This is a genomic window from Imperialibacter sp. (assembly GCF_040222385.1).
Taxonomy (GTDB): Bacteria; Bacteroidota; Bacteroidia; order Cytophagales; family Cyclobacteriaceae; genus Imperialibacter.
The window spans coordinates 1-16,380 of the sequence record NZ_JAVKDF010000035.1 but is presented as its reverse complement, the minus strand read 5'-3'; the positions used below and the strand labels follow the sequence as shown (position 1 = coordinate 16,380).

General features: G+C 43.6%; 16 protein-coding genes. All 16 read left to right on the top strand.

Annotated features, from left to right (window positions below):
* Positions 1–142: 142 nt before the first annotated feature.
* The 16 genes from RIG68_RS15990 (at position 143) to RIG68_RS15915 (ending at position 16,040) form a co-directional block, all read left to right on the top strand.
* Positions 143–1,582, top strand: coding sequence for an MBOAT family O-acyltransferase (locus tag RIG68_RS15990; RefSeq protein WP_350124290.1), 1,440 nt, complete (start codon positions 143–145; stop codon positions 1,580–1,582).
* A complete protein-coding gene (locus tag RIG68_RS15985; RefSeq protein ID WP_350124287.1) occupies positions 1,582–2,472 on the top strand; it encodes a hypothetical protein in 891 nt (296 codons plus the stop codon). Before RIG68_RS15990 ends, RIG68_RS15985 begins: the two co-directional genes overlap by 1 nt.
* Positions 2,473–2,485: 13 nt before the next feature.
* Positions 2,486–3,565, top strand: a complete 1,080-nt coding sequence (locus tag RIG68_RS15980; RefSeq protein ID WP_350072300.1) for a glycosyltransferase — start codon at positions 2,486–2,488, stop codon at positions 3,563–3,565.
* A gap of 23 nt (positions 3,566–3,588) precedes the next feature.
* A complete protein-coding gene (locus RIG68_RS15975) occupies positions 3,589–4,488 on the top strand; it encodes an NAD-dependent epimerase/dehydratase family protein (protein ID WP_350124284.1) in 900 nt (299 codons plus the stop codon).
* On the top strand, positions 4,461–5,603 hold the full coding sequence (locus tag RIG68_RS15970; RefSeq protein ID WP_350124281.1) for a glycosyltransferase family 4 protein: 1,143 nt from the start codon (positions 4,461–4,463) through the stop codon (positions 5,601–5,603). Before RIG68_RS15975 ends, RIG68_RS15970 begins: the two co-directional genes overlap by 28 nt.
* 105 nt (positions 5,604–5,708) lie before the next feature.
* Positions 5,709–6,845: a glycosyltransferase family 4 protein gene (locus tag RIG68_RS15965; RefSeq protein WP_350124278.1), complete on the top strand. Its 1,137-nt coding sequence runs from the start codon at positions 5,709–5,711 to the stop codon at positions 6,843–6,845.
* Positions 6,846–6,941: 96 nt separating this feature from the next.
* Positions 6,942–7,553, top strand: a complete 612-nt coding sequence (locus tag RIG68_RS15960; RefSeq protein ID WP_350124275.1) for a sugar transferase — start codon at positions 6,942–6,944, stop codon at positions 7,551–7,553.
* Between the two features lie 9 nt (positions 7,554–7,562).
* The gene (locus tag RIG68_RS15955) at positions 7,563–8,204 is read left to right on the top strand and encodes an acetyltransferase (RefSeq protein ID WP_350124273.1); all 642 of its coding nucleotides are present in this window, start codon (positions 7,563–7,565) and stop codon (positions 8,202–8,204) included.
* A 22-nt stretch (positions 8,205–8,226) separates the two neighbouring features.
* The gene (locus RIG68_RS15950) at positions 8,227–9,291 is read left to right on the top strand and encodes a 3-oxoacyl-ACP synthase III family protein (protein ID WP_350124270.1); all 1,065 of its coding nucleotides are present in this window, start codon (positions 8,227–8,229) and stop codon (positions 9,289–9,291) included.
* 26 nt (positions 9,292–9,317) lie between these two features.
* The gene (locus RIG68_RS15945) at positions 9,318–9,545 is read left to right on the top strand and encodes an acyl carrier protein (protein ID WP_339792897.1); all 228 of its coding nucleotides are present in this window, start codon (positions 9,318–9,320) and stop codon (positions 9,543–9,545) included.
* A gap of 87 nt (positions 9,546–9,632) precedes the next feature.
* Complete coding sequence (locus tag RIG68_RS15940) at positions 9,633–10,694, top strand: 3-oxoacyl-ACP synthase III family protein (RefSeq protein ID WP_350124267.1); 1,062 nt, start codon at positions 9,633–9,635, stop codon at positions 10,692–10,694.
* A gap of 144 nt (positions 10,695–10,838) precedes the next feature.
* The gene (locus RIG68_RS15935) at positions 10,839–11,603 is read left to right on the top strand and encodes an SDR family NAD(P)-dependent oxidoreductase (RefSeq protein ID WP_350124264.1); all 765 of its coding nucleotides are present in this window, start codon (positions 10,839–10,841) and stop codon (positions 11,601–11,603) included.
* Positions 11,603–12,388, top strand: coding sequence for an SDR family NAD(P)-dependent oxidoreductase (locus RIG68_RS15930; protein ID WP_350124261.1), 786 nt, complete (start codon positions 11,603–11,605; stop codon positions 12,386–12,388). Before RIG68_RS15935 ends, RIG68_RS15930 begins: the two co-directional genes overlap by 1 nt.
* A gap of 105 nt (positions 12,389–12,493) precedes the next feature.
* Positions 12,494–13,168 carry an acetyltransferase gene (locus RIG68_RS15925; protein ID WP_350124258.1) on the top strand — a complete coding sequence of 225 codons (675 nt, stop codon included), beginning with the start codon at positions 12,494–12,496 and terminating at the stop codon, positions 13,166–13,168.
* 168 nt (positions 13,169–13,336) lie between these two features.
* Entirely contained in the window at positions 13,337–13,927 is a 591-nt protein-coding gene (locus RIG68_RS15920) for a YdcF family protein (protein WP_350124255.1), read from the top strand.
* 1,678 nt (positions 13,928–15,605) lie between these two features.
* Positions 15,606–16,040, top strand: a complete 435-nt coding sequence (locus RIG68_RS15915) for an HU family DNA-binding protein (RefSeq protein ID WP_350124252.1) — start codon at positions 15,606–15,608, stop codon at positions 16,038–16,040.
* Positions 16,041–16,380: the final 340 nt, after the last annotated feature.

Sequence of the window (16,380 nt, the reverse complement as noted above, 5' to 3'; positions counted from 1 at the left end):
GATAGTCACATTAATCGACTATTATCTTGAATATTGGATTGTCAAGTATTGTTTAACTGTGCTGCGAGCCTCTATAGAATGTTGATCAGAATGCATCGTCAGAAAGTCAAAATAAAGGCCTTGATAGGGCAGCAAAGGTGATATGCTATTTAATTCAGTAGAGTTTCTTCTGTTCCTGCCCGCCGTTTTTGCGCTATACTGGTTTGTATTTGGCAAAAGCCTTCGGCTTCAGAATGTGCTGTTACTGGTGGCCAGCTATGTTTTTTATGGCTGGTGGGACTGGAGATTCCTTTCGTTGATTTTTTTAAGCACCGTCGTCGACTTCATCACAGGGCTGAGGATTGACGCTGCGCAACAACGGCAAACAAGGAAGATTTGGCTCACTTTCAGCATGGTATTCAACCTGGGGCTGCTGGGGTTTTTTAAGTACTACAACTTTTTTGTGGGTTCGTGGATTGAACTATTTAGCCAGATGGGCATCTACATGGACCCCTGGACGATCAGTATTGTGCTGCCAGTTGGTATTTCGTTTTACACCTTTCAAACCATGTCCTACTCACTGGACATTTACTACGGACGACTTCAGCCAACAAGAAATTTTGTCAATTTTGCCGCCTTTGTTTCGTTCTTTCCTCAGCTGGTGGCTGGGCCCATCGAGAGGGCGTCGAATCTCCTTCCACAAATTGAGAAACGAAGAACCTTTAGTTCAGCAAAGGCTATTGAGGGGATTGAGCAAATACTATGGGGCTTCTTTAAGAAAGTGGTGATTGCTGATGCGCTGGCAGGAATGGTAAGTGAAGTGTACGGATCGCATGAGGAGTACAACTCGCTTTCGCTGATTTTCGCCGCCATAGCTTTTTCATTCCAAATATATGGAGACTTCAGTGGTTATTCAGACATCGCTATCGGAACGGCCAGGCTGTTTGGGATCGACCTGATGAGTAATTTTAATTTCCCTTATTTGTCAAGGAATATAGGAGAGTTTTGGCGAAGGTGGCACATTTCATTATCGACGTGGTTCCGGGACTATGTTTACTATCCGTTGGGGGGATCGAGAGTAAGAAGTTCGGTGGCCATCAGAAATGTTTTCATTGTGTTTTTGACCAGTGGACTCTGGCACGGGGCGAACTGGACATTTCTGGCATGGGGAGGAATCCACGCATTATTGTTTATTCCCTCGTTTGTGGTTAAGTCAAATGCAAAGTACAAAGCCGATATTGTCTCCGGAACGAAGCTTTTGCCTGGGCTTGTCGATACGCTAAAAGTGGCTTTGACATTTTCGGTAGTGACTTTAGCCTGGGTGTTTTTCAGATCAGAATCGGTTGGTAGTGCGGTGGGCTACATCAAAGGTGTCTTTTCACCGACAGGTGGGCGCCTGTTGGCAATTCCGAACAATGAGATCATCACACTAGTCTTTTCATTTTCAGCTTTCTTCTTCTTTAGCTGGATTTACCTCTATAGAAAAAATGAGATGATCAAGTATGGGGAAAAGGCTGCTTTTCTGTCTTCCCTTGCACTTTTGATATTGATTTGCCTGTTTGGCGAGTTTTCGAAACAGAGCTTTATCTACTTCCAATTCTGATGAGAAAATTTGGAGTCTTTGTAGCCTTCCTTCTGATCGCCTTTTTGGCTGTAAATGCGCTGTACTTGTTTGCCCTTAGCAAGGTAGATGCTGAATTTCGGAAGACGGACGAGTCAGTTAATTTTACTGACGAATCATTTGAAATCCTTGTACTGGGTAATAGCACAGCACTCGATGGAGTAAATACCCAAATGCTATCCGACTCAGTAGGAACTGCTTATAATTTCTCCCTTGCGGGGTCGTCTATCGAGTCCAATTACATCCAGTTGGAGCACTACCTAGCCCGCAATAATCGACCGGAGTTTGTGCTGTTTTTTTTAAGCAGTTGTCATATTAACTACAACAGGGAGTATGTAGTTAATCCTATAATTGAGAATTATTATGGGTTGTGGCGCTTCGAATTGGAGGAACTTCCCTTATTCAAATTTCGATGGCTTTTTATTGAGAACTTTAAGAAGATATTGTCTTCTGAGCGCCGAAAGTCCTCAGTCGTAGCCGGACAGCTTATACTAGAGCGCTCTGTTGCTGACGGAACTGTGTTCGAAAATTCCTCCATCGCCAACTGCACAACAGACTATCAGAGCAAAGGTTACACTTTTTTAAAACATATCGCCCAACAATGTGCCGACCAGGGCATCAAATTTCTTGCATTTGAAATGCCTTGTTGGAGTTGGAAGCAGAATAATTGCGATGATGTATATGTTGGATTTGGCCCTGATGTTAAGTTTAAGGTTGTTAACTTAAATCGGCGTGACGTTGCAGGGCCATTGCTCAACTCCCGGGCAGATTGGCTGAGCGAGAATCATTTGAACTATGCGGGTTCTGTGAAGCTTTTTGAAGCGATCAAGGCGGCAATTTTGGAAGAGGAAGAATCAGGCAATTTTCAATGAATAATTTCCTTAAATGAAAAGAGTATGTTTTGTGACGCACTGCTTGCAGGCAGGAGGGATGGAGCGTGTAATGCTGGAAGTGGTAGCTTACTTTGCTGCAAGAGAAGAGATGGAAATCCATTTGGTGCTTTATGGTTTCAATAGAGAAGTTTTTTACCCAGTGCCTAAAAATGTGACGCTGCACCTACCTCCCTTTGTTTTCAAAAATAGCAGCCGTTTTTTTTCTACCGTCCGAACATTGTTTTTTCTAAGAAAGATACTGAAGGAGCTGAAGCCGGCTTCGGCCCTGAGCTTTGGCGAATATTGGAATTCCTTTGTTTTGCTGGCAACCTTTGGAACTGGTTTGCAGGTGTTTGTGTCCGACAGAAGCCAGCCCGACAAGCCGTTGGGAAGGATGCAACACCAACTCAGAAGATGGCTCTACCCCACGGCAGCAGGCGTGATTGCACAAACTGAAACGGCTGCCGCCATCTATCGCAAAATATACAAACCGAAGCGGATGGAGGTAATTGGGAACCCAATAAGAAAGATTGCAACTACAGACGGGCCAAGGGAAAAAGAAATTCTCATGGTAGGAAGGCTCATCCAGACCAAGCACCAGGATCAGCTCATTACGATTTTTGCGCAATTGAATGCCCCGGAATGGCGGTTGGTCATTGTGGGGGAGGATCACCTGAAACAGCACCACCTTGAAAGGTTGAAGCGGTTGGCGGTTAGTTTGGGGGTCGCTGACAGGGTAGAGTTTGCCGGTAAGCGCCTCGATGTGGAATTGTATTATAATAGGGCGTCTTTATTTGCATTCACTTCTTCCTCAGAGGGTTTTCCAAATGTAATTGGCGAGGCCCTGGCTGCTGGCTTGCCTGTGGTGAGCTATGATTGTGTGGCTGGGCCAGCTGAAATGATAACAGATGGACAAAACGGTTTCTTGATCCCGCTTTTTGATCAAAAGTTATTTGAGAGGCGTCTTCAGCAACTGATAGACAACCCTGGTTTGCAAAAGGATATGAGTGACAGAGCTATTAAAAGTGTCGACAAATTTGATCCTTTGGTAATTGGAAGAAGATTTTATGATTTTATTGTTCCCCGGGAGTGAAAAATAGCGTAACCATAAAAAAAGTGATAATAATAGGTGTGCGGGGGTTTATTGGCTCGCACTTAAAGACCTATTTGGAGAATGAAGGGTACAATGTCTACGGCGCAGATGTAATAGTGGACTACGTTGCTAAAAACTACTTTCTCATTGATACTACGAACGATGGTTTTGAGAGTGTGTTCAAAGAACAGGCGTTCGATTTGTGTGTTAATTGTTCCGGCGCAGCAAGTGTGCCCGACTCCATTAGAAACCCCCGCCGAGACTATCATCTGAATACCAGTAATGTCTTTGGTTTATTGAATGCGATAAGAGACAAACAACCCAATTGTCGTTTCATCAATTTGTCGAGTGCTGCGGTCTACGGCAACCCAACAAGCCTGCCCGTGGCTGAAGAGGCGATCCCGAAACCATTGTCCCCTTATGGGTATCACAAGTACATGAGTGAAACGATATGCAGAGAGTTCTATGAACAATTCGGTTTGGCCACTTGTAGCTTGCGAGTTTTTTCAGCGTATGGAGAGGGGCTCACAAAACAAATTTTCTGGGACCTCTATCAAAAGTCAAAGGCCAAACTAAAAGTAGAACTATTTGGCTCAGGTAACGAAACCAGGGACTTCATTTATGTACTTGATTTGGTGAGACTTATTGAGTTGATAGCCATACACGGTAAGTTTCATGGGGAGGCGGTCAATGCGGCTAGCGGCATAGAAACTTCAATCAGATCTGCAGCCGAGACATTCTTTTCCTATTACCCTCATCCGCCTCAAATTAAATTTACGCAGACTGAACGACAGGGCGACCCATCACGCTGGGTGGCGGACATTTCAAAAATAAAAGAGAACTATAACTACAGTCCCGAATTTACATTAGAGGAAGGCCTCCGGCGCTACTACCAATGGGTGCAACAGAAAGAAAAACAATAGGAGTCATCTACAATTTCAGGAGTACCTGGATGGGTGGACTGATCTATATCCTGAATGCAATCAAAATATTGAATTGGCTGGATGATGAGGAAAAGCCCAGAATTATTCTCTTTTACAGAAAGGACCTAAAAAGGTTTGTCGATGAAATTGAGTATCCTTATCTGGAAGCTGTGGAATGGGAGTTTCCTTCCTTCTACAAAGGCTATATTAACTCTTGGTTGACACTAAAAAACCAGTTCGTCGAGCCTATTATAAGAAAATATTCCGTTGATGCGATATTCCCCCTGAGAGACTATCCTGTGCAAAGCAGAGGCAAGGTGAAGCTTGTGAGCTGGTATGCAGACTTGCAGCACAAACACTATCCGCATTTTTTTAACAAGAAATATTTATGGGAAAGCGAACTGAGAACCAGATTAATTCTTTGGAATAACAAAGACCTGGTGGTCTCAAGCGAGGCCGTCCGAGACGATTTTAACCGGTTTTACCGTGCCTCAAAAGCCAGTAACCTTCATGTATTCCATTTTGCTTCAGTGATCGATAGTTTTAGTTTTCCCGGTCGGGACATTGTTACCGACAAGTTCAAGTTGCCAGCTGCCTATTTTTTAGTCTCCAACCAATTTCACAAGCACAAAAACCATAAAATTGTGTTAGAGGCACTCATCAGGCTAAAAAGCCAAGGTTGCAAACCAGTTGTGGTCATGACGGGAAAAATCCCTGACGATACCAGCATGCCGCACATTGCCGAATTGAAATCTCTGATCGCTGACCACGAGTTGCAAGGACAAGTATTTCTTCTGGGGCTGCTTGCGAGAGAAGAGCAGCTTTGTCTTATGAAGTATGCACAGGCTGTCATCCAGCCTAGTCTTTTTGAAGGATGGAGCACGGTGATTGAAGATGCGATATCCCTGCAAACTCCCGTTATTGCCTCAGATATCGACGTGAACCTGGAACAACTTGGAAGTTGGGGCGTATATTTTGATCCACATAGCCCAAATCAGCTGGCGTCAGCTATCAAAGAGTTTCCTGAGAGAACCGATTTCGACAAGATGATCTTTGAGCGTTACGATGAAAGAGTTAGAAAGGCAGCACGAACCTTTATTTCTATTTTTAGTTAAGCAAAGGTTGATTACTTTTTTACAAATGCTCGTTCATTTTTCAAATTCGTGGAATTTTTCCACCTGGGTTCAATGCAATAGACCTTATTATATGCCGATCCAAAAATGAAGAGCCAGATAGTCTTCGTCAATCAAAGCTCAGGGTATCTCATGATCGACATTGTCAACGCATTTGACGGGATTTATGACGAACGAACAATTATTTCTGGAATTGTGGTGGAGCGAAACACTGCGCTTCAGAAGGAAGTGAAACAAGAAAGAATAATTCCCTACGATCGCAGTACAAAATTTAGAAGGATTTTTACATGGGTTTGGGGCTTTATTCAGATCGTTTGGTTAATTCGGTGGAAATACCCGAAAGCTCATCTTTTTTTGGTCACCAACCCTCCGTTCTCCACCTTGCTTCCTTTCTTTTGCCGAAACTCTTTCAGTTTTTTGATTTTTGACGTCTATCCAGACGCTCTCATTGAGTATAAGGTGTTGAAGGAAGAGTCATTCATTGTTCGCAAATGGAGAAAATACCACGAAATTGTTTTCAAAAGAGCCACAAGGGTAATAACCATAAGTTCAGGAATGAGGGAGAATTTACTTCAATATTACCCTGGCGTGCCCATAGACACTGTTAATGTGTGGGCCGACGGACTTTTCTTTAAGCAAATACCAAAGGACAAAAACCCTTTCATTACTGACCAAAGCCTTGCCGACAAATTTGTTATCATGTATTCTGGGAATCTTGGACGCACACACGATGTAGATATCCTGGTCGATATTGCCGAGAAACTACAGGACACCGATGCCTTCGTGCTTATTATTGGTGGCGGTGAGAAACGTGACATGATCGATAAGAAAATTGAAAAATTGAAATTGAAAAATTGCAGATTATTGTCGCTATTGCCTGTCCAGATGTTACCTTACAGTATGTCGGCTGCTGACTTAGGGGTGGTGAGTTTGGGGAGAGAGGCATCTTTGCTAAGCGTGCCCAGCAAGACATTTAGTTTGTTGTCTGCCGGCCGCCCCCTATTATGTATTGCCGACCCGAGTTCTGAACTCGCTTGTTTGGTTAAAGAACATTTGGTCGGCGAATCTTTTTCGCCGTCTCAATTGGATCAAATGGTTTCATTTATCAGGAAGTTGATGCAGGACAACGTGTTGAAAGACCAGCTTTCAAAGAATGCATTAGATGCCTCGAAAAAGTACACTCCAAATAATGCGTCAGAAATTGCCGCATGGTATTCAGCTTAGATTTTCGATCAAGCCTTGGATCACCCTGCAGAAACTGAAAAAAGGCTATCCACTGACGCTCACAATCAGTAAAAAGACCTCAGTTTAAAAGTCGCTATGTACGTTTTTTTGTTTAAGAGGCTAATAGATATTAGTGTGGCCGCTACCTTACTTGTGTTAGTATCGCCAGTGCTCGTCTCACTTTCGGTGATACTCGTAATTTCGAATAGAGGCAAGCCTTTTTTTTTTCAGAATAGGCCTGGAAAAAATGGAGTGCTTTTCCGAGTGATTAAGTTTAAGACCATGAACGACAAGCGTGATTCCATGGGTAATCTGCTTAAAGATAGTGAAAGAATAACCAGAGTGGGGAGGCTTGTGCGGTCGACGTCCTTAGATGAAATCCCTCAATTATTTAATGTTTTGAAAGGTGAGATGAGTCTTGTAGGGCCAAGGCCTCTTTTGATCCAATACTTGCCTCTTTATAATGATCAGCAGGCACGTCGCCATGAAGTTAGGCCTGGAATCACTGGATGGGCGCAAGTAAATGGAAGGAATTCTATTTCTTGGGAACAGCGATTCACATTTGATTTGTATTATGTAGATAATGTTTCCCTGAGCCTTGATATGAAAATTCTTTTTCTTACTATCAAAAAGGTCTTTATGAAGGAAGGAATCAACTCAGCAAAGGATGTTACAATGGAAGCATTTAAGGGAAATAGGGCAAAATAGAATAACAAATTGAAGAAGATAGCAATCTACGGTGCAGGCGGGTTCGGAAAAGAAATTGCATGTTTGATCAACCATATCAACAGTGAGTTTCTAACTTGGGATTTCATCGGGTTTTTTGATGACGGGCTTCCAAAAGGCTTCAAGAACAAATTTGGGACAGTATTGGGAGGAATTCAAGACTTAAATAGTTACTCAGAAGAACTGGGAATTGTCATTTCAGTGGCGAGCCCTACGGTAATAGAAGATTTGTCCGGGAAAATTGACAATCAGCTTGTGTATTTTCCAAACCTAATTGCACCTAATGTTCTATTTCTTGACAAAGCGTCCATGAAGATTGGGAAGGGCAATGTTGTCTTTTTCAGTTGCCGAATAAGCTGCGATGTCACAATTGGCAACTTTAATTTGCTAAACAGTATGGTTTCGTTGGGTCACGACGTAGTGACGGGAGACTACAACGTTATTGGCCCCTCTTCCCGCATTTCAGGCGAAACTACCATTGGCAATGCTAACTTTTTCGGCGTTCAATCTACCGTTCTTCAGGGATTGAAAATAGGAAACAGAACTAGAGTTGGTGCCGGAAGCGTTATCATGCGGAACACAAAGAATGATGCATTGTATTTAGGGAACCCGGCGAAACGGATTGTATTTTAGTAAATAACATTAAGTATCGAATATGGCTTTTCAATATATTCCTAACATTGCCGTCAAAGGAATGGCTGCTTGCGTTCCAAAAAAAATCGAAGATAACCGAGAGCTCTCTTTGTTTGAGACAGAAGATGATAGGAACAAGTTTATTCAGGCGACAGGCATATTGAAACGGCACACAGTTAAAGGAAGCGATTTATGTGCTTCAGACCTTTGTTTTCAAGCGGCAGAGACTCTCCTGGCTGAAATTGGGTGGGAAAGAAGTGAGATAGGTTATCTGATATTTGTATCACAAACCCCGGACTACATTTTCCCAGCTACTGCCTGTATTCTTCAAAATAGGCTGGGGCTTAGCCAGGAATGTTACGCAATGGATATATCCCTTGGCTGCTCTGGTTGGGTATATGGATTAACTACGATTGCATCACTGCTTTCTTCAAGTGTCAACATGAAAAAGGGTTTACTGTTAGTTGGCGATACCACCACCATAACCAAATCTCCAAAAGACAAAAGTACATACCCACTTTTCGGCGATGCCGGCACTGCAACTGCTGTTCAGTATGAAGAGGGGAGCATCGGGCTGAAGATTCATGCTGCCACCGATGGAAGTAGTCACAAAGCTATAATGATTCCTGATGGTGGCTTCAGGAATTTTTTCTCCAGTGATTCTTTGGTTGAACACGAGATTGAGCCCGGTATTGTTAGAAATAGCCTTCAAAGCATTCTTGATGGGCCCGGCGTTTTTACCTTTGGAATAACTAAAGCGCCAAAAAGTATATCCGGCGTATTAGAGTATTTTGACATCAAGATTGACGCCATCGACTATCTCGTTTTGCATCAGGCTAATAAAATGATGAACGAAAAAATTAGAAAGAAGCTTAAAATTGAGCCGGAAAAGGTGCCATATTCACTTCCAGAGTATGGAAATACTTCATCGTCATCTATTCCTTTAACGATGGTTTCGCAACTATGCGACCCACTTAGATTCCGACACAACGTCATTGTTGCATGCGGATTTGGGGTAGGATTGTCATGGGCTTCTGTGATTTTGGAAACGAATAAAATTGTGTGTCCTCCGGTTATTGAAATATGAATTAAAACACATTTAAAAGAAGAAAAATGGAAGAAAAATTTATCAAAGCTTTCAAAGAGGCGTTAGAATTGGAAGATAGGACAATCGACCTCACAGATACTTTTCGAGACTATGAGGAATGGGATTCGTTAGGTCATCTATCACTTATAGCAATTCTTGATGAGGAATTTGGTGTTGTCATTGAACAGGCCGAGTTTAATAAACTAAACACAGTTGGAGAACTAATGGTAGAAGTTAAAAAGAGAATGGTTTAACATCCCAAGTATTGAATTGTGACAAGTTAATTATTGTAATAGTCTGACAATTATGCTCCGTCGAATATTTTAAAAGATGCTTTTACTATGTCACTACTAAGTTTTAATGGGATAGGTATTTCAGGTTTGTCTGCCGCAGTGCCAACAAATACGATTGATAACCTGGCCTACCAAAATGCTCTCTTTGGCAAAGAGGTGGCACATGATATCGTCAGCAAGACTGGGATATTTGAGAGGCGTTTTGCACCCCCCGGGATGTGTGCCTCTGACCTTTGCTACGCAGCAGCCGAAAAGCTACTGACAGATTTAGCTATTGACCGATCAGAAATAGATCTTGTCTTATTTATTTCTCAGACCCCTGACTATCGAATGCCCGCAACCTCGGTTCTTTTGCAAAACAGGTTAGGGCTTTCGAAGCAAACTGCCGCATTTGACGTCAACTTAGGATGTTCGGCATTTGTCTACGGTCTGTCAATAGCTTTTTCTTTTCTTCAGCAAGGTGGTTTTCGCAAGGTGTTGCTGTTGGATGGCGAAACCCGGTCAAGGGTGTATTCTGAAAACGACAGAAAAGTTGCGTATTTATTTGGAGACGGTGGTGTTGCGGCTGTTCTTGAACGAGATAAAAAATTTGGAAACAGCTATTTTTCTCTAAATTCAGATGGGAGTCGAGAGAATTTAATAAAAATAGACGCCGGAGGCTATCGCAAACCAAGCTCGGCCGACACAGTGGCTAGCCGCATGGTGGATGATTTCGGAAACGTAAGAAGCGAAGAGCATGGCTACATGAATGGTGCGGATGTATTCAATTTTGTAATTGATGAAATCCCGAAAGATCTTCGGAGATTGTCGGAATATGCTGAAACCGATTTACATTCGCTGGATTATTATATTTTTCACCAGGCTAATAGTTATATGAACAACTATCTGGTAAAAAAACTAAAAATTCCTGTGCACAAAGTTCCTACCTCTTTGGAGCGGTTCGGGAATACTTCATCTGTGTCTATTCCATTGACTATAGTTGACAAACTGAAATTGCAACTAAAAGAGTCAAATAATGTGCTTTTATGTGGATTCGGTGTCGGTATGTCCTGGGCCTCTGCTATTCTCGAAATGAGGGCTTGTCAAATAAGTGATTTGGTAGAACTATAGACATTTAACATCATAATTGGAGTAATCTTGTGTTCATACCTATATTCAGTTCGCAATCTTGATGAGAGTGCTGTTTCTAATAGGTAACTTCAAGAGCTGCTCGCTTATTCTTCAATGCCAAAATATATTTGAACCCAGTCTACCATGGATTCTCCGTTTCTTTTAACAAACGAACATATAATTGTAACAGGCGCTTCATCAGGTATCGGGCGTCAATGTGCGATTGCATTCAGCAGGCTCGGTGCGAATCTCACGTTACTGGGCAAAAGTGAGGAGCGCTTGAATGACACGCTTTCGCAATTGGAGCGAAAAAAGGAGCATCAATTTTTTTGTTTGGATTTGCTAAAGAGTGAAGAAATGGAGAAGGTAGTCGAATTATCAGTTAAAAAACTAGGTAAAGTGCATGGCCTTGTTAACTCGGCCGGCATAGCAACTACTATACCGCTAAGATCAGTCACGAATGCTAAAATGGAAGATTTTTTTTCGGTTAATGTTTTTGGGGCTATAAATCTGACCAGAATTGTTACAAAGAGATATTTCATGTCACCAAACAAGGGCAGTATCATTTTTATAGCTTCCATCATTGGTGTGGTGGGTGACTCCGGAAAGTCGTTGTACGGAATGACAAAAGGTGCCCTGATATCGGGGGTAAGGTCACTTTCTATCGAATTGGCGGCTCGAAATATTAGAGTCAATGCTGTTTCGCCAGGGGTCGTCGTAACGCCAATGTTAAGTAATGCATCTTATAGCAAGGATCAAATGGCATTTGAAAAAATAAAGAATGCTCATCCACTCGGCTTGGGGGCTCCTGAAGATGTTGCTAATTCTTGTGCCTTCCTCCTGTCTGATGCAAGTCGATGGATAACTGGCTCTAATTTGATAATTGATGGAGGATATTCTGCGGTTTGATGGCAATGCATCCATTTCTGCTAACAAATAAGACCATTGTCGTAACGGGGGCCTCATCGGGCATTGGGCGAGCTTGTGCTTTTGAATGTGCAAAACAAGGGGCGCAGATTATTGCTTTAGGAAGAAATAAGCAAAAATTAGAATTGCTAATGGAAGAATTGAAGGAAATTAGCAAGGAAAACCCGGATAGTAGTCATAGTTATTGCATCCTTGATCTGTCGGGCGATTTGAAAGAATTCAGAGGCGTCATCGACCGATACATTGGGAACAAAAATCGCATCGATGGTTTTGTCCACGCAGCTGGCATTGAAAAAACGATTCCTCTTGTCTCTATGAAATCAGCAGATTTCAATGAATTGTATAAGTTGAATGTGGTTGGTGGATTGGAACTCGCAGGAATATTCTCAAAAAAGAAGTATGTTTCAAATCATGCAAGTTTTGTTTTTATTTCTTCCATAACATCCATGATTGGAAGGCCAGGTCTGGTAGGGTATTCGGCATCAAAGGGAGCTCTTGTTTCTGCTGTAAAATCAATGGCGATCGAACTAGCCAATAAAAATATTAATGTTAACTGTATTTCTCCGGGAACAGTTTTGACGCCGATGATCTTGAAGTACCTTCAAAGTTTAGGCCCGGAAGAACAGGAAAAGCGAAAACAGAACTTTCCGCTAGGGTTGGGAAAACCGGAGGATGTGGCTTATTCGTGCGTTTTTCTTTTGTCGGATAGTGCAAGATGGATAACAGGGACAAACCTGGTAGTCGATGGGGGGTATACTGCCAAGTGACGAAAGACAGATGAAAATTAGATCAATTGTTGCTGGCAGGTAAGTGAAAAAGTGTACTGTCATTGAAACCCTTGTTTTTGAACGGTTTGCAGAAACACAAAGTTTATGTCAGACAAACAAACTAAACTAATAGTGATCGGAGCGGGTGGCCATGCCGCTGAAATAGATGAATATATTCAGTATGCCAATCAAGCCCCAGCATCCACTGAATGGGAAGTTGTTGGTTTTCTGGATGACAACCCGGATAGTTACGCCAGGTATTCCTTTTCAGCCCCGTTCTTGGGTGCCATTAGCAACCACAAGATACTAGATGAAGCGTCGTACATAATGGGAATCGCCAACCTGACCTACCGGCGCCCTATAATCGAGAAATTTGTTGCTGTTGGCGCCAGGTTTGCTACCGTGATTCACCCCGGTACTTATGTCTCAAAAAGTGCCTTAATCGGACAGGGAGTTGTGGTTGCACCAAATGTCAACATCGGGCCTAATGTAAAGATCGGAGACTTTACCCTGCTCAACGCACGTTGCAGCATTGGCCACGATTCTGAGCTGGGGCATTATAATTTTATTTGCCCTAATGTCTCATTGTCTGGCTTCACCAAAGTAGGAAATGAAAACCTTTTCGGTATCAATAGCGCAACCATTCCAGGCATAACAATAGGAGACAGAAACAAGATCGCTGCCGGGATGGTTGTTGATAAAGACGTAGACGACGATACAGTGGTATTTTTCCGTCAGAAGGAGCGTGTGATTGCGATTCCAAAAAACTCTTCTGGATAAATGAAGTCCCTCCTTGCATATTTTCTTAATCCGGTTTTCATTTCGATTATACTCCTGCTCCCTGGAGTTTTTTTTCGTTTTTATGGTCAGCAGAAGATCGCTTGGGTAAGTTTTTTCCTATCCGCATGCCTTTTTCTTGCAACTTCTACATCCTTCCTCCCTAACTACTTGATCCGTCAACTTGAAAGTGCCTATCCTGTATGTGACCTAGGTCAGCTATCGCTATCGAAAGAGCCGATTCCTATTATCGTGCTGGGCGCAGGGTATGGGTACAACGAGGAGCTCCCCCCTTTGAACAGGCTGAACATCACCACTTTGGGCAGGCTGGCTGAAGCGGTGCGTATCTACAAAGCCCTGCCGGATGCCAGGGTAGCTGGCTCAGCAGGCCAGATCACACAACCTATCAGTCAGGCACAGGCCATCGCCGAAGGCGCCCTTGCCCTGGGTGTCCCGCCCTCCGATACCCTTCAGCTCAGAGGAGCCCTCAATACCTGGGAAGAAGCCGGAAAATTTGTAGCCCGTTTTGGTAAAGGCAGCAAGGTGGTTATAGCCACCGATGCCATCCACATGCCCCGTGCCATGATGCTTTTCGAGGCCAGGGGTTTACAGCCCATAGCAGCTCCCACCAATCACCACATCAAAACAGAAATCCGATTAAGACTATTAGATTTTCTACCCTCCACCGCCAGTTTGAGAAAGACCGAGCTCGTGATGCACGAGTACCTGGGCATGCTCTGGGCGAAGTGGGTTTTGTTGTAGATATTCAGACTTTCAGACACTCAGACTTTCGGACAGTCCGACTTGTCGACCGAAGCCTTGGCGTAGGTTGAACCATCCGAACCATCCGACCCGGGAGGGTCATCTATTTTAGCCTTCTTTTCCCTCATTTTCACCCCTTACCGAAATCATAGCTATAATCCACTTCAATTGTAGCTATGTTTCATCCCAAACATAGCTATGTTTGCCTCCATTTATAGCTATGTTTCAAGTCAATGTTAGCTATGTTTTACATCAATTATAGCTATGTTTTTCAATCCGCTCTTTTTTGGCCTCATTTGAGGTTTTTTTATTCATCTCACGCAATGGCGGAAGCCCGAAGATCGGGCCGCAAAGATTCGTTAAAAGATGACGAGATCGCTAACTCGAATCAGATGTCGTGCGCTCTCAAGAAACGATTCCCCTTGGGGTCTCTCGAAGAGGACCCTGAGGGGGTTGATGTCTGCATTTTTCATCGTACCCCTGAGGGAGTTAGCGCTTTCCCTCTTGCTCCTCGTTTGGCGCCAAGCAGTTTGGGTGGCACCAGGCTTCTCAGCTAGCTTATATATGCCGCACCTACGGCACTCGCTCTGTCATCGGTTACTGTCGTGGTTTTATACATATTTCGTCCCTACGGAACTTGCGGTCTGCGTTTCTCCTTTTCGAGAGACCCCAAAAGGAGGTGATTCCCAAATCTCCAGGTTCCGGAGCATGGTTGTTGACTGGGGCGGCGCCCGGCTTGGGGTGCCTGCATCACGGGGCCCTCTCCCTCGTACCTCGGAATCGAGGTGACGACGGTGTGGGGAGTGTAGTTGTGAAGAAGCCTCGCTGCAACTAGACATTAATCTCCGCTCACCACCTTATGCTTTTACCCTCCCTTGCCCGTACCGACGCCAGCTCCCGCTACCTTAACAACGTCATGGTGCCCGTCCCGTCCGCCCGCCGGCGGGATCCCCCAGCAGAAGCAGCTTATGAGAAGCGTGCTGTTTTCACGGAAATCTTCATAGGATACAAATCCCCTTGGGCTCTCCGCCAGTGACCCTGAGGTTTCGCTTCACTCTGGCAGTTGGGGGTGGTTATAGGATGATGAGATCACTAACCTGATACCAATGCCCGTGCGCTGGGATTCCCCTTTAGGGGCCAGGGGTAGCGCAGGCCTTGTTAAGCCTCCCCGTCTTTTCGAGGGACCCCAAAAGGAGGGGATTTCCTTTCTGCCATGTCACGCCACCGACCTCCCTTGCCGTACTAAACCCACCCACGTCACAATGATCAATTCGTTAATTTATGTTAAAATAAATGATTCAATTCCTGATGGAGTAGTCAGCTAATTTTTATAAATACACAAAATGGATGAAATTTAATTTTGATCACATGAAATAATTCAATCGATTGAAATAACTTAATAGGCCTGTATAGGCCAATTGGAGGTTAAAATTCCCTCTCTTTACAAGTTAAAAATAAGGTAGGTGAAAATAATTTATATTTTTTTTACCAATTTTCCTTAAATGATAATTTTTTGGCATCAATATTGAAATGTTTTTTACTGTACACGAAGAGTAAATTCCCCTTCTTTTTGAGGCCTCATTTGAAGAGCAATGCACTCCTCACCGAGCTGGTTACAGGGCGCCCGGTGCCGGTTCAAACTTAAATTTTCGTTTCATATTTTAAACAATTTTCAATTATGTCAATTCAATTTAAAACAGTTCGCCGTGCCGAGCCGGGAGTGGTCGGAGGTGGACAATTCAAGTACTATGCTGCCATCGAGAGAGACCGTCAGGTTCAGATGCGTCAGTTCATCAAAGCGATATGGGCACGAAGCACTGTGAACATGGCCGATGTATATGCGGTGATCGAAACCTTCCTTCAGCTCATCCCGGAATACCTGCTCGATGGCAGACCTATCGAACTGGGACCGCTGGGTAAGTTCAGTATCGGTATCAGCAGTACCGGGCACTTGTTGCCTGAGGAGGTGAATGTATACAGCATCCGAAATACCAGGATCCTGTTTACCCCTGGCAATGAGCTGAAAGACCAAATTTCTTTAGTGAAGTTTGTAAAGGTGGAGAACGACAAGCTCGTTTTGCCCACTGATGTTGAACCAGATCAAGCTGCATGAAGTACTTAAAGTGTCTAACCATGGTTACCTGAATCCCGCTGACGTCAGCGGGATTTTTTTTACCCGCCGAAGCTTTAGCGAAGGCGGGTTACCCGCCATAACCATTGGCTTAGCAGGGTTTCCACGCCGAAACCTCCGGCGAAGGCGGGTCACTCTCTCTGGAGCTTTAGCAAAAAACTAACCTTTCCTGCGTCTGACGGGAGACTGTTCAGAAAAGTGTGTCATAAGTATAAGTAAAAATAAAATGAGAACTTATGACAGAAATGGAATCAAAGAGACCACCTCGGAGTGAGTTGGAGCAACTTTTCGAGGAAGCATTACAGACACTTAAGTCGGGCAA

Bases quoted from the DNA above. Each gene is read 5' to 3' on its own strand.
- RIG68_RS15990 (WP_350124290.1), top strand. From the start codon at position 143: ATGCTATTTAATTCAGTAGAGTTTCTTCTGTTCCTGCCCGCCGTTTTT.
- RIG68_RS15985 (WP_350124287.1), top strand. From the start codon at position 1,582: ATGAGAAAATTTGGAGTCTTTGTAGCCTTCCTTCTGATCGCCTTTTTG.
- RIG68_RS15980 (WP_350072300.1), top strand. From the start codon at position 2,486: ATGAAAAGAGTATGTTTTGTGACGCACTGCTTGCAGGCAGGAGGGATG.
- RIG68_RS15970 (WP_350124281.1), top strand. From the start codon at position 4,461: ATGGGTGCAACAGAAAGAAAAACAATAGGAGTCATCTACAATTTCAGG.
- RIG68_RS15965 (WP_350124278.1), top strand. From the start codon at position 5,709: ATGAAGAGCCAGATAGTCTTCGTCAATCAAAGCTCAGGGTATCTCATG.
- RIG68_RS15960 (WP_350124275.1), top strand. From the start codon at position 6,942: ATGTACGTTTTTTTGTTTAAGAGGCTAATAGATATTAGTGTGGCCGCT.
- RIG68_RS15950 (WP_350124270.1), top strand. From the start codon at position 8,227: ATGGCTTTTCAATATATTCCTAACATTGCCGTCAAAGGAATGGCTGCT.
- RIG68_RS15945 (WP_339792897.1), top strand. From the start codon at position 9,318: ATGGAAGAAAAATTTATCAAAGCTTTCAAAGAGGCGTTAGAATTGGAA.
- RIG68_RS15940 (WP_350124267.1), top strand. From the start codon at position 9,633: ATGTCACTACTAAGTTTTAATGGGATAGGTATTTCAGGTTTGTCTGCC.
- RIG68_RS15935 (WP_350124264.1), top strand. From the start codon at position 10,839: ATGGATTCTCCGTTTCTTTTAACAAACGAACATATAATTGTAACAGGC.
- RIG68_RS15930 (WP_350124261.1), top strand. From the start codon at position 11,603: ATGGCAATGCATCCATTTCTGCTAACAAATAAGACCATTGTCGTAACG.
- RIG68_RS15925 (WP_350124258.1), top strand. From the start codon at position 12,494: ATGTCAGACAAACAAACTAAACTAATAGTGATCGGAGCGGGTGGCCAT.
- RIG68_RS15915 (WP_350124252.1), top strand. From the start codon at position 15,606: ATGTCAATTCAATTTAAAACAGTTCGCCGTGCCGAGCCGGGAGTGGTC.